Annotated in this window: 25 protein-coding genes and 1 CRISPR repeat array; of the genes, 4 read left to right on the forward strand and 21 right to left on the reverse strand. The window is 33.4% G+C overall.

Annotated elements, in window-relative coordinates:
- Window positions 1-74: 74 nt before the first annotated feature.
- The 9 genes from ACFX5F_RS11315 to ACFX5F_RS11355 form a co-directional block, all read right to left on the reverse strand.
- Entirely contained in the window at window positions 75-1,493 is a 1,419-nt protein-coding gene (locus tag ACFX5F_RS11315; protein ID WP_379852141.1) for an SDR family oxidoreductase, read from the reverse strand.
- Between the two features lie 163 nt (window positions 1,494-1,656).
- Window positions 1,657-2,271, reverse strand: coding sequence for a GTP cyclohydrolase I FolE (gene folE / locus ACFX5F_RS11320; protein ID WP_379852142.1), 615 nt, complete (start codon window positions 2,269-2,271; stop codon window positions 1,657-1,659).
- A gap of 40 nt (window positions 2,272-2,311) precedes the next feature.
- Window positions 2,312-2,995 carry an SDR family NAD(P)-dependent oxidoreductase gene (locus ACFX5F_RS11325; RefSeq protein WP_379852143.1) on the reverse strand — a complete coding sequence of 228 codons (684 nt, stop codon included), beginning with the start codon at window positions 2,993-2,995 and terminating at the stop codon, window positions 2,312-2,314.
- 45 nt (window positions 2,996-3,040) lie between these two features.
- Window positions 3,041-3,325, reverse strand: coding sequence for a TIGR03643 family protein (locus tag ACFX5F_RS11330; protein WP_379852144.1), 285 nt, complete (start codon window positions 3,323-3,325; stop codon window positions 3,041-3,043).
- Window positions 3,326-3,353: 28 nt separating this feature from the next.
- A complete protein-coding gene (locus tag ACFX5F_RS11335) occupies window positions 3,354-4,838 on the reverse strand; it encodes a cryptochrome/deoxyribodipyrimidine photo-lyase family protein (RefSeq protein WP_379852145.1) in 1,485 nt (494 codons plus the stop codon).
- Between the two features lie 5 nt (window positions 4,839-4,843).
- Complete coding sequence (locus ACFX5F_RS11340) at window positions 4,844-6,148, reverse strand: DASH family cryptochrome (protein ID WP_379852146.1); 1,305 nt, start codon at window positions 6,146-6,148, stop codon at window positions 4,844-4,846.
- Complete coding sequence (locus ACFX5F_RS11345; RefSeq protein WP_379852147.1) at window positions 6,124-6,258, reverse strand: DUF2256 domain-containing protein; 135 nt, start codon at window positions 6,256-6,258, stop codon at window positions 6,124-6,126. Before ACFX5F_RS11345 ends, ACFX5F_RS11340 begins: the two co-directional genes overlap by 25 nt.
- Window positions 6,258-7,565, reverse strand: a complete 1,308-nt coding sequence (locus tag ACFX5F_RS11350; RefSeq protein WP_379852148.1) for an ABC1 kinase family protein — start codon at window positions 7,563-7,565, stop codon at window positions 6,258-6,260. The genes ACFX5F_RS11345 and ACFX5F_RS11350 overlap by 1 nt, the downstream gene beginning before the upstream one ends.
- Window positions 7,565-8,224: a TetR family transcriptional regulator C-terminal domain-containing protein gene (locus ACFX5F_RS11355; protein WP_379852149.1), complete on the reverse strand. Its 660-nt coding sequence runs from the start codon at window positions 8,222-8,224 to the stop codon at window positions 7,565-7,567. Before ACFX5F_RS11355 ends, ACFX5F_RS11350 begins: the two co-directional genes overlap by 1 nt.
- A 116-nt stretch (window positions 8,225-8,340) precedes the next feature.
- On the opposite strand from ACFX5F_RS11355, the gene ACFX5F_RS11360 reads away from it, so the two are divergent.
- On the forward strand, window positions 8,341-9,258 hold the full coding sequence (locus ACFX5F_RS11360; RefSeq protein WP_379852150.1) for a TIGR01777 family oxidoreductase: 918 nt from the start codon (window positions 8,341-8,343) through the stop codon (window positions 9,256-9,258).
- 2 nt (window positions 9,259-9,260) lie between these two features.
- On the opposite strand, the gene ACFX5F_RS11365 is transcribed toward ACFX5F_RS11360, so the two are convergent.
- The 9 genes from ACFX5F_RS11365 to ACFX5F_RS11405 all read right to left on the reverse strand — a co-directional run bounded on the left by ACFX5F_RS11365 (window position 9,261) and on the right by ACFX5F_RS11405 (window position 20,976).
- Entirely contained in the window at window positions 9,261-9,800 is a 540-nt protein-coding gene (locus tag ACFX5F_RS11365) for a YceI family protein (protein WP_073210954.1), read from the reverse strand.
- A gap of 135 nt (window positions 9,801-9,935) precedes the next feature.
- Window positions 9,936-10,493, reverse strand: coding sequence for an acyl-CoA thioesterase (locus ACFX5F_RS11370; protein ID WP_379852151.1), 558 nt, complete (start codon window positions 10,491-10,493; stop codon window positions 9,936-9,938).
- A gap of 6 nt (window positions 10,494-10,499) precedes the next feature.
- Complete coding sequence (locus tag ACFX5F_RS11375; protein WP_379852152.1) at window positions 10,500-10,865, reverse strand: DUF8785 domain-containing protein; 366 nt, start codon at window positions 10,863-10,865, stop codon at window positions 10,500-10,502.
- Between the two features lie 7 nt (window positions 10,866-10,872).
- Window positions 10,873-12,243 (reverse strand): DNA recombination protein RmuC, encoded by a 1,371-nt coding sequence (locus ACFX5F_RS11380; protein ID WP_379852153.1) that lies wholly within the window; start codon window positions 12,241-12,243, stop codon window positions 10,873-10,875.
- Between the two features lie 141 nt (window positions 12,244-12,384).
- Window positions 12,385-13,417: a CRISPR direct-repeat array (repeat unit 46 nt; unit sequence GTTGTGAATTGCTTTCAAAATTGTATTTTAGCTTATAATTCCCAAC).
- A gap of 116 nt (window positions 13,418-13,533) precedes the next feature.
- The gene (gene cas2, locus ACFX5F_RS11385) at window positions 13,534-13,881 is read right to left on the reverse strand and encodes a CRISPR-associated endonuclease Cas2 (RefSeq protein WP_379852154.1); all 348 of its coding nucleotides are present in this window, start codon (window positions 13,879-13,881) and stop codon (window positions 13,534-13,536) included.
- The gene (cas1, locus tag ACFX5F_RS11390; RefSeq protein ID WP_379852155.1) at window positions 13,874-14,770 is read right to left on the reverse strand and encodes a type II CRISPR-associated endonuclease Cas1; all 897 of its coding nucleotides are present in this window, start codon (window positions 14,768-14,770) and stop codon (window positions 13,874-13,876) included. The genes cas2 and cas1 overlap by 8 nt, the downstream gene beginning before the upstream one ends.
- Before the next feature lie 263 nt (window positions 14,771-15,033).
- The gene (gene tnpA, locus ACFX5F_RS11395; RefSeq protein WP_379852156.1) at window positions 15,034-15,465 is read right to left on the reverse strand and encodes an IS200/IS605 family transposase; all 432 of its coding nucleotides are present in this window, start codon (window positions 15,463-15,465) and stop codon (window positions 15,034-15,036) included.
- Between the two features lie 281 nt (window positions 15,466-15,746).
- Window positions 15,747-20,306: a type II CRISPR RNA-guided endonuclease Cas9 gene (cas9, locus tag ACFX5F_RS11400; protein WP_379852157.1), complete on the reverse strand. Its 4,560-nt coding sequence runs from the start codon at window positions 20,304-20,306 to the stop codon at window positions 15,747-15,749.
- Between the two features lie 292 nt (window positions 20,307-20,598).
- Entirely contained in the window at window positions 20,599-20,976 is a 378-nt protein-coding gene (locus ACFX5F_RS11405) for a hypothetical protein (protein ID WP_379852158.1), read from the reverse strand.
- Between the two features lie 170 nt (window positions 20,977-21,146).
- Between ACFX5F_RS11405 and ACFX5F_RS11410 the strand changes: the two genes are divergently transcribed.
- The 3 genes from ACFX5F_RS11410 to ACFX5F_RS11420 all read left to right on the forward strand — a co-directional run bounded on the left by ACFX5F_RS11410 (window position 21,147) and on the right by ACFX5F_RS11420 (window position 23,931).
- Window positions 21,147-21,731 (forward strand): pseudouridine synthase, encoded by a 585-nt coding sequence (locus ACFX5F_RS11410; protein ID WP_379852159.1) that lies wholly within the window; start codon window positions 21,147-21,149, stop codon window positions 21,729-21,731.
- A gap of 24 nt (window positions 21,732-21,755) precedes the next feature.
- Window positions 21,756-22,211 (forward strand): tRNA (cytidine(34)-2'-O)-methyltransferase, encoded by a 456-nt coding sequence (locus ACFX5F_RS11415; protein ID WP_379852160.1) that lies wholly within the window; start codon window positions 21,756-21,758, stop codon window positions 22,209-22,211.
- A gap of 109 nt (window positions 22,212-22,320) precedes the next feature.
- On the forward strand, window positions 22,321-23,931 hold the full coding sequence (locus tag ACFX5F_RS11420; protein WP_379852161.1) for a class I SAM-dependent methyltransferase: 1,611 nt from the start codon (window positions 22,321-22,323) through the stop codon (window positions 23,929-23,931).
- 34 nt (window positions 23,932-23,965) lie between these two features.
- Here the strand turns inward: ACFX5F_RS11420 and ACFX5F_RS11425 are convergent, their stop codons facing one another.
- The 3 genes from ACFX5F_RS11425 to ACFX5F_RS11435 are packed head-to-tail and all read right to left on the reverse strand — an operon-like array spanning window position 23,966 to window position 26,923.
- On the reverse strand, window positions 23,966-24,748 hold the full coding sequence (locus ACFX5F_RS11425) for an ABC transporter ATP-binding protein (RefSeq protein ID WP_379852162.1): 783 nt from the start codon (window positions 24,746-24,748) through the stop codon (window positions 23,966-23,968).
- The gene (locus tag ACFX5F_RS11430) at window positions 24,748-25,779 is read right to left on the reverse strand and encodes an iron chelate uptake ABC transporter family permease subunit (protein ID WP_379852163.1); all 1,032 of its coding nucleotides are present in this window, start codon (window positions 25,777-25,779) and stop codon (window positions 24,748-24,750) included. The genes ACFX5F_RS11425 and ACFX5F_RS11430 overlap by 1 nt, the downstream gene beginning before the upstream one ends.
- 1 nt (window position 25,780) lies before the next feature.
- A complete protein-coding gene (locus ACFX5F_RS11435) occupies window positions 25,781-26,923 on the reverse strand; it encodes an ABC transporter substrate-binding protein (RefSeq protein WP_379852164.1) in 1,143 nt (380 codons plus the stop codon).
- Window positions 26,924-26,958: the final 35 nt, after the last annotated feature.

A 26,958-nucleotide genomic window follows, 5' to 3' on the forward strand; every position in this document is an offset into this window, starting at 1 on the left:
TTCCTGCTTCATCGGAATGACAAAAAGTATGAAATTAGGTCAACTTAAATGACTTACATGTTTCAAAAAAATAATTATTCAATCAATTTTTTCAGCATTCCATTAAAAATAAATCCGTGAAAAGGTAAAACGGAATACCAATATAATTTACCCCAAATCCCTCTAGGTCTGAAAGTAGCGGATTGATACAAAGTGTTTCCGATAATTTTGAACTCTAACCAAGCTTCTCCCGGTAATTTCATTTCGGCAAATAAGATTAGCTTTCCCTCGTCTTTATTAGCATACAAGACACGCCAAAAGTCCAATGCATCACCAGAATGTATGTCATGACGGTTCGTTCTTCCTCTTCGGGAACCAACTCCTCCGTATAATTTATCAATGAATCCACGTAATCCCCAAAGCCAGTTACCGTAATACCAACCAGAATCGCCACCAATTGACCAGATTTTATTGATGGTGTACTCTCTGTCTACTACTTGCATTTTTCGGCGATCAATGAAGCAATCTTTTTTAGGAACTTTGAGATATTCAGATATACTGCTGCTAAAACGTCCGCTGACTAAAGAGTCTTTCCAGCTCGAAGCTACTTTATCTTCATCGACTTTTAGCAACGCCCGAGACAACGCTTGCTCATACGTCATGGGTTTTACATTCAAGATCTCATTAATTCGATGATCTTTACAAATTACTTCGACTTTCATACTGCTTACAAGAGCTGAAGCTAGTTTATAAGAGGTTGAGGTTACAAAATACAACCAATACGAAGATAATTTTGGAGTCATCACCGGAATAGTATAAATCCATCTTTTGAGGTGTTTTGCTTTGGCATAGCCCAATAACATTTCTTTATAAGTAAGAATGTCGGGTCCGCCAATATCAAAATTTTGATTGTAGGTCAAAGGATTTAGCAATGATTTAGAGAGAAACGCCAACACATCGGGAATTGCTATGGGTTGACATCTTGTGTTGAGCCATTTTGGAGTAATCATAACGGGAAGTTTATTTACTAAATCCCTAATGATTTCAAATGACGCACTTCCAGAACCTACAATTATGCCGGCTCTTAGCGTCGTGGCCGAAAATTTGCCTGTATTCAAGATATCTTCCACTTTTTTTCGGGAAGATAAGTGTTTAGATAGTGATTTGTCATTTACAATACCGCTCAGGTAAATGACTTGTTTCGCATTCGTTTGATTTAATCGTTGCACAAAATTTGTAGCAGAAATGCTTTCTAAATCATCAAAATTAGCAGACGAAGTAGACATAGAATGCATCAAGTAATACGCTGCATCTATGTCTTCAGGTATTGCGGATAAACTTTCTTCTTTAAGAAAATCTATTTCTATAACTTCAATATGGTTTTCAAATTCTTTTGGAATATAAAACCTATTTTTATCCCTTACACAACATACGATTTCCTGACCTTGTGCTACCAAAAGTGGTAAAAGTCGCTTCCCGATATACCCCGTCGCACCTGTTAAGAGAATTTTCATGGTTTTACATTTTAATTATTGCATTTGTTCAAAAAAGCTTCTTTTTCAATAAATTATACGAATTAACTCCAATTTTAGATGCTGCGCAAAAAATAAGAGATAATTCGTATAATAGATTGTGCTGTTTTTAGCCAATGTTCAATGTGGCGAATGATATTTAGATTTAACTCAATTTATTGGAAACTAAGCTAATGAATTCTTTTCTGGTTTTATCTTTTTCAAACGCACCGGTAAAAGAAGAAGTTGTTGTAACGGAATTTTGTTTTTGAATCCCTCGCATTTGCATACACATATGTTGTGCTTCAATGACCACTGCAACACCTAGCGGATTTAAAGCTTCCTGAATACAATTCTTGATCTGATCTGTCAGTCTTTCTTGTACTTGCATTCTTCTGGCAAAGGCATCGACTATCCTTGGGATTTTACTTAAACCTACAATTTTACCATTTGGAATATAAGCCACGTGCGCTTTTCCAAAAAAAGGTAACATGTGATGTTCACACATCGAATACACTTCAATATCTTTTACCACAATCATTTGTTTATGGTCTTCAGTGAACAGTGCCGATTTTAAAATTTCTAAGGGATTTAATTCATAACCATGTGTCAAATACTGCATTGCTTTAGCCACTCTTTCAGGCGTTTTTTCGAGACCTTCTCGATTTACATCTTCGCCTAAATTTTCAATTATTGTTTTGTAATTTTCAGCTAATGATGTCGTTATTTTCGTATCATATTGCTCGATTTTCTCGTAGCTTTTTATTTTGCTAAGTATCATTTTCGATTTTTTTAAGTTATGAATGCATTTTTTATAATTTTTATATTTTGAATGTCACAATTCCATAATCCATTTCAAATACCTGACCTGAGATTGATTTTGCATTTTCAGAAATTAGGAAATTTACCATATTAGCTACTTCTTCCGGCTTCAAATACCCTTTCATGGGATGGCGTTCTACCATATTTTCTTTCATACGGTCATTTCTTAAAATATTTGCCGAAAGTGATGTTTCGGTAATAGTCGGAGCTATTGCATTGATGCGCACTACCGATGCCAACTCTGCTCCCAGCGATTTTACTAATCCTTCCACACCTGCTTTTGCAGTAGCAATACTCGCATGAAAGGGCATCCCCAGTTTTGCGGCTACAGTACTGAACAAAATAATGGATGGATCCGTTCCTTTTTTTAATACAGGTAAATATTTCTGAATAGTTTTTACAGCTCCAATAACATTAATTTCAAAATCATTTCTGAAATCATCGATGCTCAAACTTGTTATGGGTTTCAAATTGATAGAGCCCGGGCAGTAAATCACTGTGTCAGCACTTTCTATATCCGGAAGTGAATCCTGCAATACATCTACGGCAAAATGTTTAAGGTTTGGATGTGTAATGGCCGGGGCATTTCTACTAATGTTGAACACCATATTTGTCTCTAATTGTTGCAGCAAAATGGCGCTTCCTATTCCTTTGCTACCACCAACGATTACTATATTTTTCATGTTTTTTATTCAAAAGGTTATTTAAAATATTTTATATCGACTCTGCTATCTTTTCGAGATCTTATTGTTATTAATCTGTCTTTGCATTGTGCATTTGAATCTTCCTTCTTTGAAGTCTCTTAGTTTTTCATGTTTTGTTTTGCGGCCTTGAACGCGTTTGCGCCACATCCTAAAACTCGAAGGCTTCATTTCAATTCGCATCAAATCAATGACTTCTTGTTCTTTAAATCCAAATTGCATCAAAATTGCATCAAAAGTGGTTCGGTCTTCCCAAGCCATTTCTATAATTCGGTCTTTGTCTAAATCGGTAAGCTCTTTTCTTGTATTCATAAATTATAATTATATTGCCATTAAAATGTTACTCACTATCTCCAATATCAGTCATGGTGTGAAGTTTTAATATGCGTGAACTTTCTTCTTTTACTAATGGGTTTTTCTTCATTTTCCATAAAAAATCACTGGCAAATTTTCGCGTTCTTTCCATATTTACAATTGGTTTCGGATAACTTATTCCTATTTCGAAGTCATTAAACTGCTGGTCTAAATAGGTCATTTTGTATGGTTCATGTACAAATGCACGTGGCAAATTGCGCAATTCCGGCACCCATTTTTTTATAAATTCACCATCAGGATCGTGTTCGTAACTGTTCTTTATTGGATTATATATACGTAACATATTGATTCCGGTTTCACCCGCCTGCATTTGCAACTGCGGAAAATGTATTCCGGGCTCAAAATCTAAAAACATTTGGGATAAATGTTGCGTGGCTTCCTGCCAAGGCTGCCATAAATTATGGGTAAAAAACGACACTAACATTGCACGCATTCTAAAGTTCAAATAACCGGTTTCATTCAAGCATCGCATAGAGGCATCGATTAAAGGAAATCCTGTTTGACCCGTTTTCCAAGCTTGAATGTAGTTTTCATTTATTTTCTTTTTTAAAGTATGGAAACCTTTATTGACACTTTCGAATTCCATAATTTCTTCCATTTCAAATTTTTGAATAAAATGGGCCTGCCAAGTCAGTCTGGAAACAAAAGAATCAATTTGTTTCTTGTTGTTACAGGTAAGTCGGAACGTAGCTGCTTGTTGCAAAACTTGTCTGGAAGATAAATTTCCCCAAGCAATATAAGGGGACAATCTACTGCAACTTCTTCGCGACAATAAAGGTTTTGAAATATGAGAATTATAGTTATGATAGCGCTCATCAAAGAATGTTTGCAAATATTTCCCTGCCATAGTTGAACCTCCCTTTTGGAAAATCGCATCTGGAACAGTTTCTAAATTGGTCTTTTCAAATGCTTTTTCGAGTTCACTGATTGCCTCCATATTAAGAAAATTTTCTGTTTTCGAATCAAAAATAAACTGTGGTTCATTCATGTACTCTTCCCATTTTGAAACCCAATTTGTTCTATCTCTCAATGCTCTGAAAATTCCGTTATTGGTGTTCTCAATCCAATTGATTTGATTGTTTTTGCAAAATCGCTTGAAGGTTTTGTCTCGTTCATAAGTGATTTTTAAACCTGTTTCCTGATGTGAATAGACATTGTCAATTTTATATGTTTCCTCAAGGATATTGAAAATTTGAAGCACCTCTGAAGATACTGCCAATACCTGTGTGTTCGATCGTTCCAGTTGTTTGTTGATATCTACAAGTGATTGCTTGATGAAGCTCCAGTGTCTCGGACTGTAATGTAAATCATTTTCTAAAGATTTTTCGAATACATAAAGTAATAATGTGGGTATGCCAGTTTTTGTGGCATTAAAAATCGCTTCGTTATCCTGTAAACGAAGGTCTCTTTTGAACCAAACTACATTGATATGTTTTTTATTAGCTGTCATAATTTTTAAAATAATTTTTGCTGCAACCACAAGTTTTGAAATTTTGACTCACCATCGTAGTTTTTAGCCTGTAACTTAATGTTGAATTTGCGATCTCGGGGGTCGTTTCCAACACCTGAAACGTACATCCAATTTCCATAATTACTGTGTATGTCATAATCAAGCAGCATGGCCTCAAAATACGCGGCTCCTATGCGCCAATCTAATAGAAGATTCTTTGAAAAATAGGAGCCTACATTTTGTCTGCCGCGATTACTCATCCAACCTGTTTGTTGCAATTCAATCATATTGGCATTGACAAAAGGTTCTTCTGTTGTGCCGTTTATCCATTGATTTATAGCTGATTGATTAGTTTTCCACTCGTATTTTTTATCTAGAATTCCACCAATTTTGAAAATTGAATTTCCATTTTTCAGCGAAACATATTTGAAATAGTCCCTCCAAATCAATTCAAAAATCAACCAATAAGTCGAATCATTTTTCTCGATTTCTTTTTCATACTTACTGATTTCCCAATAGATAGTTTTTGCCGAAATAGAGCCATTAGCCAACCATGGAGAAAATTTTGAACTAAAATCGGTGCCCAATAATCCGTTGCGAGTCAATTTATAAACGCTCAGTTTTTTTGATTTCCAAAAATAATTTTCCAATCTGATCATCGCTTCGTTTTCACCACCACGAAAAGGAAATGCCGTTCTGGAATCGATGTCAAAATCAATAAAGCCCAAAGTTTCCATCGTAGGAATTACTGTTTCGTTTTGTATACAATTTTCTTTAGATAGCGACTGAACCGAAAATTCTGGTCTGACTGTCGTTGATTTTTCACACTGAATCCTGAATTGTGTAAAAACATTTGGAATCGATTGAATTTCAAATGGAATGTCTTCGGGATGAAATAAGAACTGATTGTAAATAGCTTTGAAAGATACCGAATGCGCAACTTTACCTTTTATGTTTTCTAAAACTTCCATTTCCTCTTTTGTCCATTCTTTTTGAAAGTAAATAGAATTGATTTCATTTTTTGCAACAATTTCCGATATAACATCTTCTGGTTTTTGATGATAAACCAAAAGCGAAATATTCAACTTTTCCAGATTTTGTTTCAATTTGCTTACTGATTCAATGAGGAACTTAGCCCGGAATTTTTCTGTTTTTTTAAAGCCGAAATTCATTTTTTCAAAATGCCGTGGATCAAAACAATAAACCGCTAAAACGCTATCATTTTGTCGTATCGCATTTGTTAAAGATTCATTATCATGAACTCTCAAATCATTTCTGAACCAAACTAACCCTTTTTGTTTCTTTTGCATTTTTCGCTACAATATTTGACTTCCTCCCAAACCTTTTCCCATTTTTTCCGCCAACTAAAAGGCCGCTTGCAAACAAGACATATTTTTGAAGGCAGATTTTCCTTTTTCACTATTTGTATTTTTCATATTCATTGACCACAATTGTCGCTTTTAAATCAAACATCAAATTGTATAATCCAAAAAAGGTTCTGTTCATATAAATGAAATGTTTAGACCCGCGATTGCCGTTCATTTTGCGCAGGTTGGTGTCTTTTGAAAATCGTTCTCCTAATTTTGCAATGCTTTTAAAAAAACTTTCATCAGAGAAATCGAACGTTTCCTCTTGAAACGGTTTTGTAAATAACGAAAGTAAATCATGGAACATTTCAGTGAAATAAGTGACTTCTTCTGGGGAATCATCTTTTCTAAGAATCTCTAATTCAAATAATTTTCCATTGAATATTTTGGGACTATTAATGACTTCTTTGTCAATCAGCTCAAAATAAGGAGTGTAAAAGTCATTTGGAATCTGCTTCATGCACCCAAAATCCAATGCTACCAATTGATTTTCTTTGTTTACCAAAAAGTTACCAGGATGGGGATCCGCATGGACTTTTTTCAGAATGTGAATCTGATACATATAAAAATCCCATAACGCCTGACCAATTTGATTCGCAGTTTCTTGATTGGTATTCGTTTTAGTAAATTCTGAAAGGTGAATTCCTGTCATCCAATCCATCGTGATAATCTTCTCAGATGAATAATCAGAATAATATTCTGGAAAAACTAAATTTTCTATTTTTTTGCAGGCCTTAACTACTTCTTGGCTTTGTTCTAGTTCCAATAGATAATTGGTTTCCTCAATCAGTTTGTCCTCGACTTCTTTGAAATATTTATCGGAATCTTTTCCTTGCAGATTAAACATTCTGATCGCAATAGGTTTCACCATCGACAAATCAGAAGAAATACTATTGGCAACGCCGGGATACTGAATTTTTACAGCTAGTTTTTTACCGTTTTTCACAGCCATATGAACCTGACCAATACTTGCCGCATTGACAGAATTGGCATTGAATTCATCAAAAATTTCGTAAGGCGTTTTCCCAAAATTAGTTTTAAATGTTTTTAGAACTAATGGTGCAGATAGAGGGGGTACTGAAAACTGTGACAATGAGAATTTCTCCACATAAGCCTGTGGTAAAAAGCTTTTGTCCATACTGAGCATTTGGGCTACTTTTAAAGCGCTTCCTTTGAGACTTTTCAATCCATCATAGATGTCTTCTGCATTATTTTCATTGAGTTTATCGCGGGTCAAATCAGAATTAACTATTTTTTCGCCATAATATTTGAGGTAGTTAACGCCAACTTTCGCCCCGGTTTGTACTAGTTTTGTTGCTCTTTCAATTTTTGATGTTGGAATATAATCTATCGTTTTCATTATTTGTTGTATATTTTTTCTTTGAAAATAAATTTTCCAAAATCGATTAAACTTTCTAAGGGTGCTATATTCATTAATTCAAACGTTGCTTTAACTGATTTTTCGATATATATATCCGTTTTTTCAAAAGAAGGAGAGGAATCGTCTAACCAAAATTTTAATGTCAGTAAAAGTTGTACCCATGAAGTTTCCTGTATTGCTTTCTCCTGAAAATTTTGAAGCTTCTCTTGTTGAACTCGGTAATCATCAGAAATGATGTCATTAATGTATTTTTTGAAACTGCTTCTCAGACCAGATAACTGTGCTAATTTTTTTAATTGATTGTTGTTTTCATTCAAAACCATAACTACGTAACTTTTGTTAGCGGTTAAAATCTCGAAAAAAGTAAAGTAAAAGCTAAGCATCTTACTTTTCATATCGTAGTTTTCGTAGTCAGGGTTCTTATTCAGTAATTCAACTGTTTTGTCTAAAAATATTTTAAAAATTTCTTTTTCTATACTTTCGATAGTTCCAAAAAAAGAATAAAACTCCGTTTCACTGAAGTTGTTTAATTTTGTGAAATGATAAACAGATTTTGGTTTTTCACTATTCTCAAGTACATAATCCATGTACATAGAAACTATTTTCTCTTTTGTCAATATTGATTTTTTAGCAGCCATTTTTTTCGAATTTGTAATTAGAGTATAAAGGTACAAAATGTTTAACTAAATAATTATAATGTTAAACAAAATTTAATATATATTTTAGATTCCTCATAAATGATTAGCTTTACAGTATGATAAAAAGAAATGTATTAATAAGCGGCGGATCCGGATTTATAGGTAGACATTTAACTAGTTTGCTTATCGAAAAGGGATATAGTGTTTCCATTTTAAGCAGAAGTAAAAAACAGAATACTGCAGAAATTTCTTATTACAAATGGGATGTCGCCACCCAATATATTGAAGAGGATGCTGTTCTAAAAGCAGATTTTATAATACATCTGGCGGGGGAGAATATTGCGGATAAAAGATGGACAAAAAAAAGAAAGGATGAAATTCGGAATAGTCGTGAACAATCAACACAGCTTCTCTATTCCGTTCTGAAGAAAAATAATAAGATACTTGAAGCCTTTGTTTCTGCATCAGCAATAGGGATTTATGGAGCAATAAACGGAAAGAAGATTTGTACAGAGGAAACACCTCATGCTAATGATTTTCTTGGGTTTACCTGTTACAAATGGGAAGAATCTATCGATTTTATTGAATATTTGCGCATACGTACTGTTAAAATCCGCACTGGCTTAGTATTGGGTAAAGAGGATGGTTTTCTAAAAAAATTGTTACCTGTTTTTAAGTGGAGATTGGGAGCTGCTTTAGGCTCAGGCAAGCAATATATGCCGTGGATTCACATTGATGACTTATGTGATATGTATTATCAAGCCATTATTAATCCACATATGGTAGGTCCTTATAATGCGGCGGTCAATGACAATACCAACAATTTAATTTTCTCTACGACCTTAGCAAAAGTTCTTGGATATTCTCTTTGGTTGCCCAATGTTCCTGCTTTTTTAATAAAATTGGCAACGGGAGAAATGTCGAAAATTGTTTTGACAGGAAGAAGAGTTTCATCTGAAAAAATCGAAAGCACAGGCTTTACATTTAAATTCAAAAATTTGGAAGAAGCGCTTAAAGATTGTTTAACAAAATAAAATTATTGTAAAACACAAGTGATTTGTGTGTTGACGTTTTTCGCTATTTTACTGCGTACTATAAAAGGAATTTCAATACCGAAATCATCTGTGTTTAAAGGAAAAGTGGAAACAAGTTGAATTCCTTCACCTACTTTTTTGATGGTTCCGTAGATTATAATTTTTTTTGATTTACCATGAATGGTCATCTTTCCATTTATCATATATTCTTTAGAGTCTGAATCAATATTTTTCAGGTCAAATTTTTCAATTATACCTTTGAATATTGCTTTAGGATAACGGTCACTTTCTAAATAATTTTTATTGAAATGTTCTTGCATCAAACTTCTTTCAAACAGAAATTTTTTGATATAAACCATACAAGTTATTGCACCTGTTTTTGTAACCAAAATACAGGCAGTTTTTTGATTTATGGCCTTTACTTCTTCAAAAAAGGGTACAGATGCTTCAAAAATTATAATCCCTCTGTCAGTGCCCATTTTTTCTTGTGCAGAAGCGGTATAGGTGATAATAATCAGGAAAAGGAGCGTAATTTTTTTCATGATCGTTTATGAATTAAACTACTTAAAGTTACAAAAAAAATGAATTAAAAACTAATCAAATGAGCAGAGAATGTTAGCTTGAAGCCTCATTTTTATTAAAATAAATCGCTTTATATTCCTTTATTTGGTTCCTTACTATTTACTCTTTTTTAACTCCAGCTGAACATTATATTTTTTTATATTTGTCAGGCTTTCTTCGGAGCTGTAATCAAAGACTTCCTCGTGATAATCTCTCTCCTTTTTTAAAGCTATTTGCTTCAGAGAATTATAGAATCGTCTTACTTCATTAAGATTGGAAAGAATTAAACCGGGAACAGCTACACTTTTGCCTTCTTTGTTTTTGGCAACCATTGTGAAATAAGAGGAATTGCAATGTTTTATTTTTCCGGTTTGAATGTTTTCGGCTTCTACTCGAATACCAATAATCATAGAACTGTTGCCTACATAATTCACGCATGCTTTCATAGTTACCAGCTCACCCACTTCAATAGGTTTTAAGAAATTTACCGTGTCTACAGAAGCTGTTACACAGTAATTTCCTGAAAATTTTGAAGCACAGGCAAATGCGATTTGGTCCAATAAGGATAAAATATAGCCCCCGTGAATTTTACCGCTAAAATTGGTGTGTGACGGCAGCATCAATTCTGAAATGCTAATATTTGAGGAAGCCACTGTTTTAAAAGTAGTATTCATACTAGCTTATTTACTTATGTAAGGAGAATTCTCTTTTTTAACATCAATGATGAAGTATTTTGTATCTCCCCACCAAGGAAAAGTTTTATAGCGCTCAACATAGGATAATTTTACATATTGACCTTCCAGTTCCTTCAAATCAGAAACTACTTTTTTGTCTTTATCCATTACCGAAAAAGAAAAGATTTGAGCACCTGAGAGTCCCTGGCTCAATTCACCTTCCCAAGTTTTGAATGCAACTCCTTTATGGCTAAATTTAATTAATTGCCCGGATCGAACTCCTTCGCTATAGGTTGCATAGTATAAAAAAGTAAAATAACATACGATCGAAAATAAAATAACACCTGCAATAATTCCTAATATTTTTCTCATATCCTATTTAGTTTAATAATTGGTTTTCGTCTTTTTCAGCTCTGTTCAATATGCTTTCCGGTAGCGCTTTTTTCGCTTTGGCTCCCATTTTTTTCAATTTCTCCACGCTTACGATTAAGTTTCCTTTTCCTTCAACGAGTTTATTCATGGCTCCGCTGTATTCTGTTTTACTTTCGTCGATCTTCTTTCCAATTTTGATTAAATCACCTACAAAACCTTCAAATTTATCATACAGTGCTCCAGCCTGACGAGCAATTTCGAGCGCGTTTTCCTGTTGTTTTTGGTTGGTCCACATACTGTCAATTGTTCGCAAAGTAGCTAATAAGGTAGCAGGCGTAACAATAACGATATTTTTCTCGAATGCTTTGTTGTATAAAGTAGTGTCTTCGTTTAATGCCATTGCAAAAGCGGGTTCGATAGGGATAAAAAGCAGTACGAAATCAGGGCTTTCTATTTGATAAAGATCCTGGTAATTTTTGTTGCCAAGTTGTTCTACGTGACGTTTGATAGAGTTTACATGTTCTTTTAGAAAACTAATTTTCACATCATCATCTTCCTCATTGATGTATTTTTCATAAGCAGTCAAAGAAACTTTAGAATCGACAATCATCTTTTTGCCGTCAGGCAAATTGATTACGACGTCAGGGAAAACACGATTTCCATCCTCAGTAGTAAAGGCTTGTTGCACTTCGTACTCGCGTCCTTTTTCTAAACCTGATTTTTCTAAAACACGTTCCAAAACTAATTCGCCCCAATTTCCCTGCATCTTACTGTCTCCTTTTAAAGCTTTAGTCAGGTTAATGGTTTCCTTGCTCATTTGGATATTCATTTCGCGTAATCCTAAAATTTGTTGGCGCAAAGCGGCATGATAATCAATACTTTCTTTATGCGTGTCTTCGACTTTCTTTTCGAACAAGTGAATTTTATCTTGCAAAGGGGTCAAGATGTTTTTCATATTTTCCTTGTTCTGCTCCGTGAATTTATTGGACTTTTCTTCTAATATTTTGTTAGCGAGATTTTCAAATTCTTTAGTGAATTTTTCCTGTAGTTTTTCAACTTCCTCTTTTTGTTCCTTGTTGCGTTCCCAAAGATTCTCAAAATCAACTTCTTTTTTCGAAAGCTGAATGGCCAGACTGTCTTTTTCGTTACGAATGGTTTCTTTCTCGGCAATAGTATTTTCTAGTTGTTTCTCGAAAGCTGTTTTGTCAATAGAGATTTGTTCTTTCTGCTGATTGAATTGGGAATTTAAAGCGATTAATTTCTCCTCGAGACTTACTTTTTCCGACTGGAATCGGGCAGAGAAAATAAGTTTGCCAATGAAAACACCAATGGCGAGCGCGATTATAAAAATCAATAGAAACGGAAACATATTTGACATAGAAGTATTTTTGTTTAAAAAGTAAAAGTAAGGAATAATATCAATTATAGGATTTAAAAAAGAGGAAAGCGATTTTCATATTCTTAAACAGCCAATTCACAACGAAAAATCGACCTTTCGATTTTGTTGCAACGATTTTTCGTTGTGAATTGCTTTCAAAATTGTATTTTAGCTTATAATTCCCAACTTAAATTGATAAATTATGAACCAAGAAAATGTTGTGAATTGCTTTCAAAATTGTATTTTAGCTTATAATTCCCAACAATGAAATATCAGTTAATTTGGTAGCGCATGTTGTGAATTGCTTTCAAAATTGTATTTTAGCTTATAATTCCCAACCGGGGCGTATAATGATAATTCAAAGTTGATGTTGTGAATTGCTTTCAAAATTGTATTTTAGCTTATAATTCCCAACCCTCATTTGCGTAGCAATTAGGGTTTTGTTGTTGTGAATTGCTTTCAAAATTGTATTTTAGCTTATAATTCCCAACTATAAGAGGCGCTAGGAAAACTGGGAAATAGTTGTGAATTGCTTTCAAAATTGTATTTTAGCTTATAATTCCCAACCGGACTTAATAGATTTATCTGCATCTTAAGTTGTGAATTGCTTTCAAAATTGTATTTTAGCTTATAATTCCCAACAAAAAACCAATATTTAAAGAAGAAGATAGAGTTGTGAATTGCTTTCAAAATTGTATTTTAGCTTATAATTCCCAACTCAGAATGTCTACAGTTGAAAGTCCTGCCAGTTGTGAATTGCTTTCAAAATTGTATTTTAGCTTATAATTCCCAACGTAGGGGAAAAAGTAACTGTTTCAGTATCTGTTGTGAATTGCTTTCAAAATTGTATTTTAGCTTATAATTCCCAACTTCGATCCATTGTTGCGATTCCATCAATTCGTTGTGAATTGCTTTCAAAATTGTATTTTAGCTTATAATTCCCAACATAGGAACTATCTTAAATGCCCTAGTCCATGTTGTGAATTGCTTTCAAAATTGTATTTTAGCTTATAATTCCCAACTGAGGCTTTGGAAATCGAGATCGGTCGTCTGTTGTGAATTGCTTTCAAAATTGTATTTTAGCTTATAATTCCCAACACGTGACTGATTTATTAGAAGATAACTCTAGTTGTGAATTGCTTTCAAAATTGTATTTTAGCTTATAATTCCCAACCTACCGCAATATAATCGTTTGATATGTTGGTAGTTATAAGCTTATTTTGAAATTAAAAAAAGGTGGTTTTTATGTGTTGTAATAGAAGATGTTAGCTTTTTTCTAATCCTGTATGACTAAAATAATTCTAATTGTTGTGAAGGTTTGTCTGTTTCTATCAATTTTTTTCCATAAAAAAGTTCCATCATCCCAAATTGTTTGTCGGTTATTTGCATAACGCCAATTTTACCGTGTTCGGGTAAGTTGTTTTTTATTCTTTTGGTGTGTACTTCGGCATTTTCCCTGCTGGCACAAAAGCGCATATAGATCGAAAATTGAAACATAGAAAAGCCATCGTCTAATAATTTCTTACGAAATGTACTGGCTATTTTGCGCTCTTTGCGTGTTTCGGTGGGCAGATCAAAAAATACTAATATCCACAAACTTCTATATTGGTTTAAACGGGTGTAATGTTCGTCATACATAAACAGGGTATAAAATTTTCCTTGTCGTTCCCTCAAAACATTCGTGTAAAGAATGTGTTGTTCTACTCATGGCTACCATCAACGGACTATTTTTTCCGTCAATAAAAACATCTATACTGGCAATATTCAATAATTGCTTCTTAATGTCAATGGTCAATTCTTCAAAACTATCTTCAGTTTCCATGATGTGACATACAATCAAATCAACATACGGGCGATAGGGTTCCATAATATCATCGGCAAGACAATAGGCATTGTATTTATTGCGATGAAAAATGCCTAAAGTGGGCAGCATTCCAGAACTAACTATAGCTCGTGCCGTAATAGCTCGTAGGATGGCATAGCCATAATTCAATAAATTATTGGGTGGAATTCCTTTTTGTCCTCGGGTAAAATTTTCTATTTGGATGAGATTTTGCCAATAATATACTGCCGCTCTTGATTCGTGATTGAGTGCATCACCGGAAGTTACTTCCTTTGCCCAGAGCTCCATTTTACGCATTGGGATTCCTTTTTCTTTCAATATTCCCGCTTGATTCATAATTTTGGAACTAATGGTTTGTTGCCACAAATTCTTTTTGAGTGGGGCAGATGCATTAATTTGGTTTTTGAACCGTTCAGATTGTTCTGTATGACCGTTCAAAGGCATCAACAAACCAATAGGTAAATGGTATTGGTCACAATTGATTAATGCTACATTGTTATAAATTAGTTTTTCTAACAAACCATTGGTAATCGTGATTTGTTGGTTTTCCAATACGATAACCCCAATATCTTCTATAGCCACAGTTTTGGTCTCTTGTTCCTTATCAGGATAAGAGATTACAATTTGCTCGTTTTTGGTGCTCAAATAAGCAGGATTACCGAAGAAAAGGGTGCGTTTTATCATTTTTTTGATTTACAAATTTAGGATCAATTTCTTTAAAAAATGCTTAGAAAAATTTTTTGGCTAAAGCCTTTCAAATTCAATTTTTTTGTTGATTGGGCTAAAGCTCAATCCTATTGATTTTGGAATTATTATATATTGAATGTGCTATAGTCTAATTCTATTGAATGCTGCAACTTTTGAATTTGCCTTCAGTTTTTTGAATTGCCTCCAGCTTTAGATGGAGGGAAAAAAATGATAATAATGTAAATGGCTTTAGCCAAATTCTATTCTTTTTGAAATTTATATTTAGCAATAAATTCGTTGTATTCTTCTCGAAATGTTTGTTTACTATGATGTTCTTCTTGGTTTCTAATGTAATTTCTAACTTTATCAAGCATAGATTCCGAAACAGAAACAGCAAAATATTCATCTTGCCATTCAAATTTTTCTAAACACAATTTGTTTTTGTTAATCCAAAACGAAGATTCCCCTTTTATGAGTTGCATTATTTTTTGAATACTTTGATCAGCTCCTAAAGAAATCAAACAATGACAATGATCTGAATATCCATTAACATAATCAACAAAAATCCCTTTCTCTTGGGCATTTTCTTTAATATGATGCCAAACTTTTTGTCTTAATTCTTTGCTGTCCAAAAAAGGAATTCTGTTTTTTGTACTCCAAACAAAATGGATGTAGGTTTTGATATAAGGCATAATTTATTTTTTAAATTGCTTATAATTTTTTAATTTTTCTGTTTTGTTAATTGTCTCTAGTTTTTGAATTGCCTCCAGCCTTAGCTGGAGGGGATTCATATATTTTGATTTGAATAGGCTTTAGCCAAAATATTTTTGGCTAAAGCCTATTTATTTATTCGTAATTTTTTAGAATGGGCTAAAGCCCAATCCTATTGAATTTTGAGTCGGGATATGAGATTACAATTTGCTCATTTTTCGTACTCAAGTAACAAGATTATCAAAGAAAAGGGTTCGTTTTATCATCGGATAATTCTTTTAATTTTTCCTAGTCTATCAACTTCAAGTTTTAAGCATAAAGATTTTATCATCATTCCATCAACAGATTTTTCCATTTTGTTTAAAGCTGAAAATTCCATTTTGTCTACAATTGATGTAGCTATATTGTTTGAAACAAAAAAAGCTTGAATTCCAGTAAAACTGACCATTTTAAATACTCTTTCTACTTGTTCTTTTGATAATTTATCAAAATTAATGTGAGTTAAATTTTCTTTCTCTTCTTCGGTGGGTAAATAAACTAAATCATTTGGAGAAAGAGTAAATAAAAGACGATTTCCGTTCTCATCTATTTCTAGAGCAGAACTTAACCCTTGTTTTTGTCTTTCAATTACTTCATTGAAAGGAATGGTTTTATAGTTTCGTTTTCCCTTTTCATCTTGATAAATTGCAAAGAATAAGTTTGTTCCTTTTGCAGCTTCAACATATTTATCCGCTTTGTTCCCTGTTTGTCCTAGACTAAATTTGCCTCCTTCCTCAAAAACTCTGACTTTTTTAATAGGTTGATGGTTTTTACCATTATTTAGTGCTGTAATGTTTTTATTTAATTCATCTAAACCATTTTCAGAAAAAGCAACTTCGTTAGCTGGGATTTTTTTTCCATTTTCATCAATCGCATTTTGATACATTTCTTTTTGAAGATGATTTAATAGTATTTTTTGAATTCCAGTATCAGTTATTTTTTCAATTCTTTTTTTATCAAAAGTGATATCAAGTGCTTTTCTTGTTGCTGTGGCTTCTATCTTTTCATAAATCTGTACTTTATCAATAGCTTTTCCATCAATCATTACAGGATAAGCTTTGAGGTGTTTTTTTAGCCCCTCACTATTGTTTGGATATTGCTTGATTTTTTCTTTCAGTTGTTTTTTAACGGCTGTATCAACAATCAATTCTATTTGCTCAATTGCATTTGCAATAGTAATATGACTTTGTTTAATTCGCTTTAAAAATACTTTTCCACTCACAGTTTCTGCGTGCATTGGTTTTCTAATCGCCCAATTGTCTCCTTTTGTTTGTTTAACGGTAACTTTTTTCATTATACTATCTTCTTCTTTCCAAACCTGATATTTGTTTACCGTTTTATTGATAACTCGAGTGTTTTGCTTGAAACTGATTATGGTTTGATTTAATTCATCTTCTGCATTTTTTGTAAAATTATCCCAAGGTTTGTGAAATTCCCATTTGTAATTCCCATTTGCATCAGGTTTGGTTTTAAAACAAAGTTTATTTTTTAATTCGTGTTTGACTGATTTGTCATCATCATCTTTAGCATTTAGATTATTCAAATAGTTGATGTGTGTTCTATTTACACAAGCAATTACCAAAGCGTCTAAAGTGTGATGGCGATGGTCAATTCTTTTTTTAGTGAATCCTTTTGCAATTGCATCTGGCACAGTGGTTTGAAAAACTTGTTTTCCTCTATTTCCAAATTCATCCCTTTTGAGTTCTAATTTGCCAAAATCACTTGAATTAGTTATTGCATTTAAACGTTCAAAACGAGGCGTAACAATTTGATTCCAAACATCATTCAAGCCCCAATCTTGTTTCATTTTTGAAGTTATTGAGCCATTTAAGGAAACAATATGTTTTGAGGTTACTTCTTGCTCATCATCTTCACGAACTATTTTACTCAAAAGATTTTTTACAATCTTACTGATGTATTTAGTATCATTTAATTGTCTTTCTATAAATTTTTCTGGGATTTCCTCACTTAATAATCTTTTTTGCTTGTTTTTATTTTTGCTGTAATAGCTAGTTATGTGTTGATTATAAGCTTCTTTAGTGAAAATTTTAACTATTTTGCCACCAGTTAAGGTTACAATTCTGTCTTCATTTTTTAGAATGAATTCTAGAGCGGTCATATTGCTTTTAAGTTCATTGACTTCAGATTCACAAATGACTTTATTTGATAACGAATCATCAAATAATCTTGATTGTGGAATAATGTGCTCGATTTGGTATTTTGTTGTAAAAAGGTCGCTTAATGGGATTAACTTTCCTGTATATGGGGAAATATAGCCTTGTTCTAGCCAAAGTTTGTATTTGTTAATTTCAGAAGTTGTTGGTTTGGCATTTTTCCTGATTTTATCAACTTCTTCTAGCTTTTCTTTTCTGTTTTCACTACTATAAATACCTTCTTCATATATTTTTAATATCTCTTGCTGACTTGGCGAAAAGGGACGGACATCATCAATTCCGTCATTTTTTAATTCCGTTAAAATGGCTTTGATTCGTAAGTTTGTGTTTTCGTTTTGAGAAATCTGTTTGGTCATTCTTTCACGAGTTGCTTTGTCGTTCTTCATCTCACGACCTAACTCAATATGAATTTCATTAAAGAAATTTTCTTTCCCATCTCCATAATGTTGCCAAATGTCTTTAACAACACGTAAAGTTTCTGTAATAACTTGCTCCACAATAGGGTTTCGGAGCGAATGTTGTTTAAAGCCGTGTTTTAAAAAGTGCTCAATATCTGTGGGGGTTTTCCATTTTGAAATATCACTAGCTTCGCTGTGTCGATCGTAAATAATGTAAGATGCTAACCATAAAGGCAAGCCTTTGAAATCTGAAAGTACATTTAAATGAATTGCTTTTTCTCGAACACGAGTTCTAATGTTTTCATCAAATTCTCCTGTTTGTATTTTGTCAATTCTACTCAATGTATTGGAATCAATATTATTTTCATTCCAAAAACTTCCAAAACGCATTAACGTTAATAATTTCTTTATAGCTTTTTCAGAATAAGAACCATAATCGTTTTTATAAGGTTTTAATTTTGAAAAATTTGCTGTAAATTCGTCAGGTAAATTATGTCGTTTGGCAAAAGTTGTAATTGCTTTTGTGATTTCAATTTTATCGGTAACCGAATATAAAATGTGCCATAAATCTTGAGTGTTTTTAGCATCAAAAAAAGATTTATCCATATCAATTTTTGCAATTGCATTCAAAAATTGATTTCTTGTTTCGTTACAAGGATAAATTTTGTCTTGTACAAAATTCCATCTGAATTTATCTTCTTTTAATTTGAATTTTGGGTAAGCTAAAAATTGTTTTTGACTGATTTCAGCTTTATCATTTAGCCAATTAAATAATTCTACTAAATCCTCTTCCGTTTTTAAATAATCATTGGTTACATCAACTTCATTTGCGATTTCTTTTTTATAAATTTTAAGGTTTTTTACAAATTGTAACAATCTAAATTCCTGAAAAATAGGATTTGATTTTGCTATACATTTCAAAGGTTTTATAACTTGCTTCCCATTACCATCTTTTACTAAAACACCTTTTTTGTCTTTAATTGGTCTGTGTTCTAAACTACAATCACTAATCAAAGAAGTCTTGCTTTTTAATGGTCGTTGATAAAAAATAATATCATCTAAAAATAAATAGTCAAAACCCCTGTCTTTGATGTTGTTTTTATGAGAATCATTATGTCTGTATAATTCATCAATACATTTTTTATAAAGATTTCTATCCGTTAAAATAGCTGAATGAAATTCTATCTGAGTTTTAAGAATTTTTGATATTTCATCTTTATAAAACTTTCTTTCAATGGTTCGAACTAATTCCCCTTTTATTTTTTGGTGTGGATTTTTCAAAAGTTCATCGTAAATATAAGAACCTACCGATTTTCCACTTTGATTTATTGTTTGTTCCGTTCTAATTTTTCTTAATCCCCAATCATCTTCCTTTGGAGATCTAAAACTTCTTTTTTCTTCGTTGTCTTTATTGAGTTTTACAGTTCCGTCATCATTTAACTCGGTAGTCACGATAAAATCTTTTTGTTTGCCAACCCAGTCAAATAATGCGATTTTGCTTTCACGTTTATAAATCCAGCCGTTTTCAAGAATTACATTATACCATATACCAGATTTTCCTTTTTCTCTTTCAATTACATTAGCAACTATAAGGGTATGAAACTCCTCTAATTTATTTTTGTTCTGTTCTTCTTCCTCTCCACGCAATTGATAATACCCTCTTTTTTGATTGAAATTGAGCAAGATCCAGGCAAGTTCTTCTTTGCTTATTTTTTCTGTTAATGCTTTCTTTCTCAAATAATAGATAGTCCAATCATAAGGAACTTGTTTTATATCATGATTGGTTAATTGAAATTCCGAAAGCATTTCTTGGTGACTTTCCAAAAATAAAAATTGGTTTTTGCCACTTTCATTTTTATAAAAAGATAACTTTTCTTCTCTTTTGGGTTTAAATTGTCCAAATTTCGAGTCAAAATCTATTGAATCAGAATAATGTTGAGGTAGAAAATCAAGGATATTTAATATTCTATGAAGTCGTTCTCTTCGTAATAAAAAGCGTTGCACTAATCTTCTTGTTCCGCGATACTCTGTTCTTTTGGCAGTTTGTGATTCAGTGACTCCACTGTCAAATTTCCCTAGTATTTCTTGACTCATAGGGATTATTCGACTTCCTATTCCTTCAATATTCCCCAATTTATTGTCGAAGTCATTATTGGTTAATGCCCACCCAATACTATTTGTCCCCAAATCCAATCCTAATATTTTTTTCATTTGTGTATTGCTTTTTAGTAGCTTGAAACTTACGAATAAAATAATTAACTCCTTTACGGGAAACCTCAATCGAACATCAGAACTTTTGTTGTATACTTGCAATACAATTTTGAAGCAATTCACAATAAGGATTATTCCGTTGTGAAAACATTCAAAGCGGCATCCTTACGGTTGTCGCTTTTTTCATTTTTAGTATTTTGATTTATTAGGGTATTGCGACCAACCAGTAATTCCACAAAAAAAGCCAATAAGAATTTACATTCTTATTGGCTTTTCACAAACAAAAAAATGGTTATTCATCCAGTTTTATATTCCCTCGGTCTTCCTTATTATCGGGATGTTCGTTTGGATAACGATTTGCCGTGATATCTGAATTATGGTCTTCATTTTCAATAGTTTTCATGACTTCCTTTTCAGTAGAAACACCACGGCTCAAACTTTCGTTTTCGTTCCAGCTTCTCCCTTCCGTTTCTGGGATAGATGCAATAGATCCATCTACATTACGGGCTCTTTGAACAATTTTTTGATCTCCATTAGCATCGGTTTCCACTTCTGCTTTAAGTATTGATGCTGCTGGATTATAATCTTCGGGCAAGTTTTCACCGCTGAAACCTTCGTTCGTATTTTGCTTGTTATTTGTCTTTTTTGAACCTAAATCGTTGCTTTCCATAATCTTTATTTTTTAAGTTAATACTCTTAACTTCTATAATGTTACGTCTTTTAAATTTAGAATTTGAATCATTTAACATAGCTTTTGGTTTGTAAAGACAAATGTGTCAATGCTCAATTTTATATCCTGCTAAAACAAAACTATCTTTGCCATCTTTAAAACAAAATATAATGACTCATTCGCATTTCATCATTCACAAGCCTTATGGTTATTTAAGTCAGTTTATTTATGAGCTGAAACGCAAAAAGAAACTGTTGGGTGAATTGCATGATTTTCCCAAAGGAACAATGGCGATAGGTCGTCTTGACGAAGATTCAGAAGGATTGTTGTTGTTGACAACGGATGGAATGATGAGCGAAATCATTCGAAGCAAAAAAGTTGACAAAGAATATTACGTTCAAGTCGATGGCATTATCCATCAGGAAGCCATTGAGCAATTGCAAAAAGGGGTAGAAATTGGTTTTAATGGAACCAAGTATATCACAAAACCCTGTAAAGCTTCTTTGATCCGAGAAATTCCGGCTTTTGGAACCAGAGGAAAAAAAATACGGGATGAACGCCACGGTCCAACATCCTGGGCTTCGATTACTGTCAATGAAGGGAAATTTCGCCAAGTACGTAAAATGACGGCCGCTGTAGGTTTTCCTACTTTGCGCTTAGTTCGTGTTCGAATAGGAAACGTACATCTCAATGATTTACAGGCTGGGGAAGTTAAGGAAGTATCTGATTTTACAATTGATTTGAATAAGGAATAACAATAAAAAATAACAATAATTACAATGTTAAACATCGTTTTAGTAGAACCAGAAATACCAAATAACACCGGAAACATAGGCCGATTATGTGTAGGCACCGAAAGCCGTTTGCACTTGATTCATCCTTTTGGATTTGTTATCAATGATAAAAATTTGAAACGTTCCGGATTGGATTATTGGATACATCTAGATGTAACGGAATATCAAAATATAGCGGTATGGACAAGCCAAATTCAAGATAAGTCAAGAGTTTTTCTAATGAGTTCGCACGCTGAAAAATCGTATTTGGAGACTGATTTTCAGGATGGGGACTGGTTAGTTTTTGGTAAAGAAAGTAAAGGGCTAAGCGCGGAAGTTCTAGGCTTGTTTGAAAATCATCTGACAATTCCCATGTCGCCATTAATTAGAAGTTTTAACATTGCAAATTCGGTCGCTTTTGTCATTGGCGAAGCAAAAAGACAAATTAGCGCTAAACGCTAAGTTGAAAAGTTACGATGGCGTAAAGAATGCTATTTTGAAGTAAATTTTATATATTTGAGTAAGACATCACATGATTTATTTCTGTTTTTCTTCCTTTAAATTTACTTTTATGATAGATAAAGTCATTCTTAGAAATACCATTTTCAAACATTTGGATGGGTTGGTTATTGCGCCAATTGCTTTTTCTTTATATAAAAGTGGCGTGCTTGCTTATATTCTTGATAAAAAAGAAGTCACGCTGGAGGACCTTACATCAAATTTTAAAGCAAACGAAGGCTATCTCAACGTGGGTTTGCGAAATTTATGCTCGCAGGGATTTCTGGATTATCATATCAATAACGCTATAGATGTCATTAAATTCAGCATTAATGACAAAAGTGAAATCGCTTTTTCGATGTTTCATTTGTACGAAGATGTGATTGATTTACTGCATTTTTCGATGCAATTTCACCCTCGATTATTTGAGGATGCCCCATTTGAAAGATTGCGCGTTATTTTCGAAAAATACAAAAGCAATTATAGGATTTCTTTTTCAAATGATCCGCTGACGAACACTATACAGCATCAGGTTTTAACGCATATTGAAGGATGTTTAGTTGGGCCAACATTAGTTCGCTTGGGTATGAGTGGCATGTTTCATAAATATTTTATGGAAATTTCCTTCCGTCCCGAAGAATTTCATAAGTCCCCCGCAAATTTTAAAATCATACTCGATTTCTTTGTTCATTTAGGTTGGTTTACCCAAAAAAAAGGAAATTATCAGTTTACCGAAACTGGTTTGTTTTTTGCCAAAAGAGCTACTGCTTATGGAGTGACAGTTTCCTATTTACCTACCTTCAGTAAAATGGATGATTTGCTTTTTGGTAATCCAAATGTATTGAGAAATGTTGCCGATGGAGATGAGGAAATTCATGTGGATCGAGAAATGAATGTTTGGGGAAGCGGAGGCGCACACGATACTTATTTTAAAGTCGTGGATGAAATTATTATCAAGTTATTCAATTTGCCTATAGAAGACCAACCCAAAGGAATTCTGGATATGGGTTGTGGTAATGGAGCATTTATCGAGCATATTTATACTGTGATCGAACGACAAACCCTTCGCGGAAAAATGCTCGATGATTATCCTTTATTCCTTGTTGGTGCCGATTATAACCAGGCAGCCTTGAAAGTTACCCGTGCGAATTTAATCAAAGCCGATATTTGGGCCAAAGTAATTTGGGGAGATATTGGTCAACCAGATTTGTTAGCCAATGATTTATTGGAAAATTATAATATTGATTTGAAAGATTTACTGAATGTGAGAACCTTCTTGGATCACAACCGAATTTGGGAAATGCCTAAACACCTTACTAAAGGCAGAGTAAGTCATTCAACAGGCGCATTTGCGCATAGAGGAAAGCGAATCAGTAATAATCTGGTTGAAGATAATCTATTGGAACACTTTAATAAATGGTCGCCTTACGTCCGGAAATTTGGGCTGTTAATGATTGAATTGCATACCATTGCTCCAAATTTGACTGTAGCTAATTTAGGGAAAACCGCAGCTACGGCTTATGATGCCACGCATGGTTTTTCAGATCAATACATCGTCGAAATTCCTGTTTTGCACAAAATAGCTGCTGAAGCGGCATTGTATCCTGATGCTAATTTCTTCAGAAGATTTCCGGATTCTGCTATTGCAACAGTCAGTATAAATTTATTGAAAGGGAATGGATAGTATGATTTTTCACGGAATAGTAAAAAAGTTGGAACTAAACAATCATAAATTTACCTTTTTCAGCATCAAAAATGATATGTTCATCTTTGAATAAGGTATTAAAACTTCCTTTTGAAATAAAATTACAAGGCTCGTCTTGAAGCACTGTTTCAGGAGTCATAATAATCATTTCGTCACTCAATTGTATCGCCATATCAATATCATGAGTAGAAAATAAAATGCATTTTCCAGTTTCATGAGTAAGTTTTTTTAAAAGTTTGAATAAGGCTACTTTATGTAGCAAATCCAAATGGGTGGTAGGTTCATCCAAAATTATTAACGGAGTGTCCTGTGCTAAAGCGCGTGCAATCAATACTTTTTGTAATTGTCCGTCACTAATCTCATAATGTTTTTTGGCGGCTAAATGACTGATTTGTGTCAATGCCATGGCTTCATTAACTTTAACAATATCAATATCAGATAAAGTTCCCATCCAATTAGTGTAGGGTTGTCTTCCTAAAGCAATGAGTTCGAAAACAGTTAAATTACTGGGAGGCAATTTTTCGGTTAAAACGATACTTAAGTTTTGTGCCAAGTCCAAAGGTTCGTAATCAGTGATTTTCTTTTCATTCAAGAAAACAGTGCCCAAAAGCGGTTTCTGGATTCCTGTTATGGTTTTTAAAAGTGTTGATTTCCCTATGCCATTGGCTCCAATTAAAGCAATCAGTTTTCCTTTTTTTAAAGAAATAGAAATATCCGAAGCCACTACGGTTTTCTCTTTTTTATGAGAATAGCCAATGCTGATTTGAGACGCTAGTAAGATGATTTTGTTTTCCATTAGGCAATCATTTTTCGTTTACTAACCAACAACCAAATTACTACAGGAGCACCAATTATTGAAGTTACCGCATTGATTGGCAAAGTGATTTCCAATCCTGGTAATTCAGAAATTACATCACAAATAAGCATGATCGAAGCTCCTAAAAGTAACGTACTCCAATACAAAACCGAATGGTTACTGGTTTGAAATACTAGTTTTGCTATATGTGGAACCGCTAGTCCTATAAAGGCAATTGGACCTGCATACGCAGTGATACTTCCTGCTAAAATGCTTGTTGCAAAAATAATAATTAATCGTGTTTTTTTGAAATTCAAACCTAAACTGCGAGCATAATTTTCACCTAATAGCAATGCGTTAAGTGGCTTGATGCTAAACAGACTTAACAATAAGCCAATCCCCACACAAACGGTTAGAACTACTATAGAAGACCAAGACAAATTGCCTAAGTTTCCCATGGACCAAAACGTGAATTTTTGCAATTGTTCAGCGGAACTAAAATACGTAAGAACACCTACTATTGCGCTGGTAAAACTGCCAAACATCAATCCCACAATTAAGATGGCCATTGTATCACGTAACTTTTGGGAAACCATCAAAACGGCGAGTAATACAACTGAACTTCCAATAGTTGATGCTAAAACCACTCCATACGAGGATAATAAAATTGTACTTAAAAAAGGAGGAAGTAAGCTCGCTCCTAAGATTACAAAAGCAACACCTAAACTGGCACCGGAGCTCAATCCTAAAACATAAGGTCCTGCCAATGGATTCCGAAACAAAGTTTGCATTAGCAAACCACTTATGGATAACCCCATTCCAACAAGAATTGCAGTAATAGCTTTGGGTAAACGATAATTGATGATGATGTATTCCCAAGTAGATTTACTCGCTTGGCCACCAGTTAAACTAGTATAAATTTCTTTAAAAGGTATCGTAATAGAACCAAAACTAATGTTTATAAAAAACAAAAAAACAAGCCCTAAAGTAAGCAAGAAAAATAGAATCGTATTTCGTTTTTGATTTGCCAATTTAATTTAGTTTTTGTGCAAATGTAAAAGTATAATTTGGAAGCAATTCAGGATGGAAGATTTTAATGTAATCTTTCAAGACTAAATCGGGTCGGCTTGGTGCTAATTCATAATAAATGGTTCCTCCTGTTGCACCTAATTTACTTTCAAAAGTATACACATTTTTAGATTTTGCAGCGTCAAACTGACTGTAATGCGGATTACTATTTTCGAATTCAGCACTACTTTTAAAAGAACCTGTTGCAATCCAATAGTGCGCTGTTTTTGCTTTCTCTAATATTTTTTCGAAAGGCAAACTAAGACTTCCTGTTCCTTCAACATTTGCCCACAAATAATTTGCTTTGGCATCTTTCATAAATTGGGCTACCCAGCTGTTTCCTCTTGCTACATACCATGTGTCTTGGTACATAGATCCGTAAAGAACTGTTGCTGTTGGTTTTTTGGTTGCTACCAATTGTATCGCATCATTGTAATTTTTAACGATCTCATCAAAAAGCGTTTTGGCTTCTTTTTCTTTTCCAAATAAAGCACCGTAAAGCTTAATCCATTCTGCTTTGCCAAGTGGAGTTTGTTCCATCCAGTCCGCTTGTATGAGTACATTAAGACCGCTTTTTTGTAAATTATCAATCATTGGATTGTTGTTGTCGACTCCAAAAGTTACAATTAAATTAGGTGCCAAATCAATGAGTTGCTCCATGTTTAATTTTTCGTTTTGTCCTATGTTTTTAACAGCGCCGGCAGCAATTAGTTTTCTGGTTTTTTCAGAAGAAACATAATCGGTATGAGGGAAACCCACCAGTGATTTTTCAACCCCCAGCATTTCCAAAAAAGGGATATTGGTCGTTGAGGTAACGACGATTGATTCTAAAGGAACTGAAATTGTGGTGTATTTTTGTAGACTATCAGGAATGCTGCCGGCTTTTTCTTTTAATATATAAGTGAAGTTTTTATTGGCTTCAGGCCAAGGATTTGAAACCGTCACTACTGAATATCCTTCATACTTATTGATAGAAAGTCCCGAGGCATATTCGATTGCATTTTTTGAATTTGTGCTTTCTTTTACCTTTAAGGTTTCGCTTTTTTTACATCCAACTAAAGTTAAAAAAGAGAAAACAAAAAGGATTAATTTAAAGGTGAATTTCATGGTTTAATTTTTCGATAGCGACAAAGGTATACCAA

This window comes from Flavobacterium zhoui (genome assembly GCF_042787235.1).
Lineage (GTDB): Bacteria > Bacteroidota > Bacteroidia > Flavobacteriales > Flavobacteriaceae > Flavobacterium > Flavobacterium zhoui.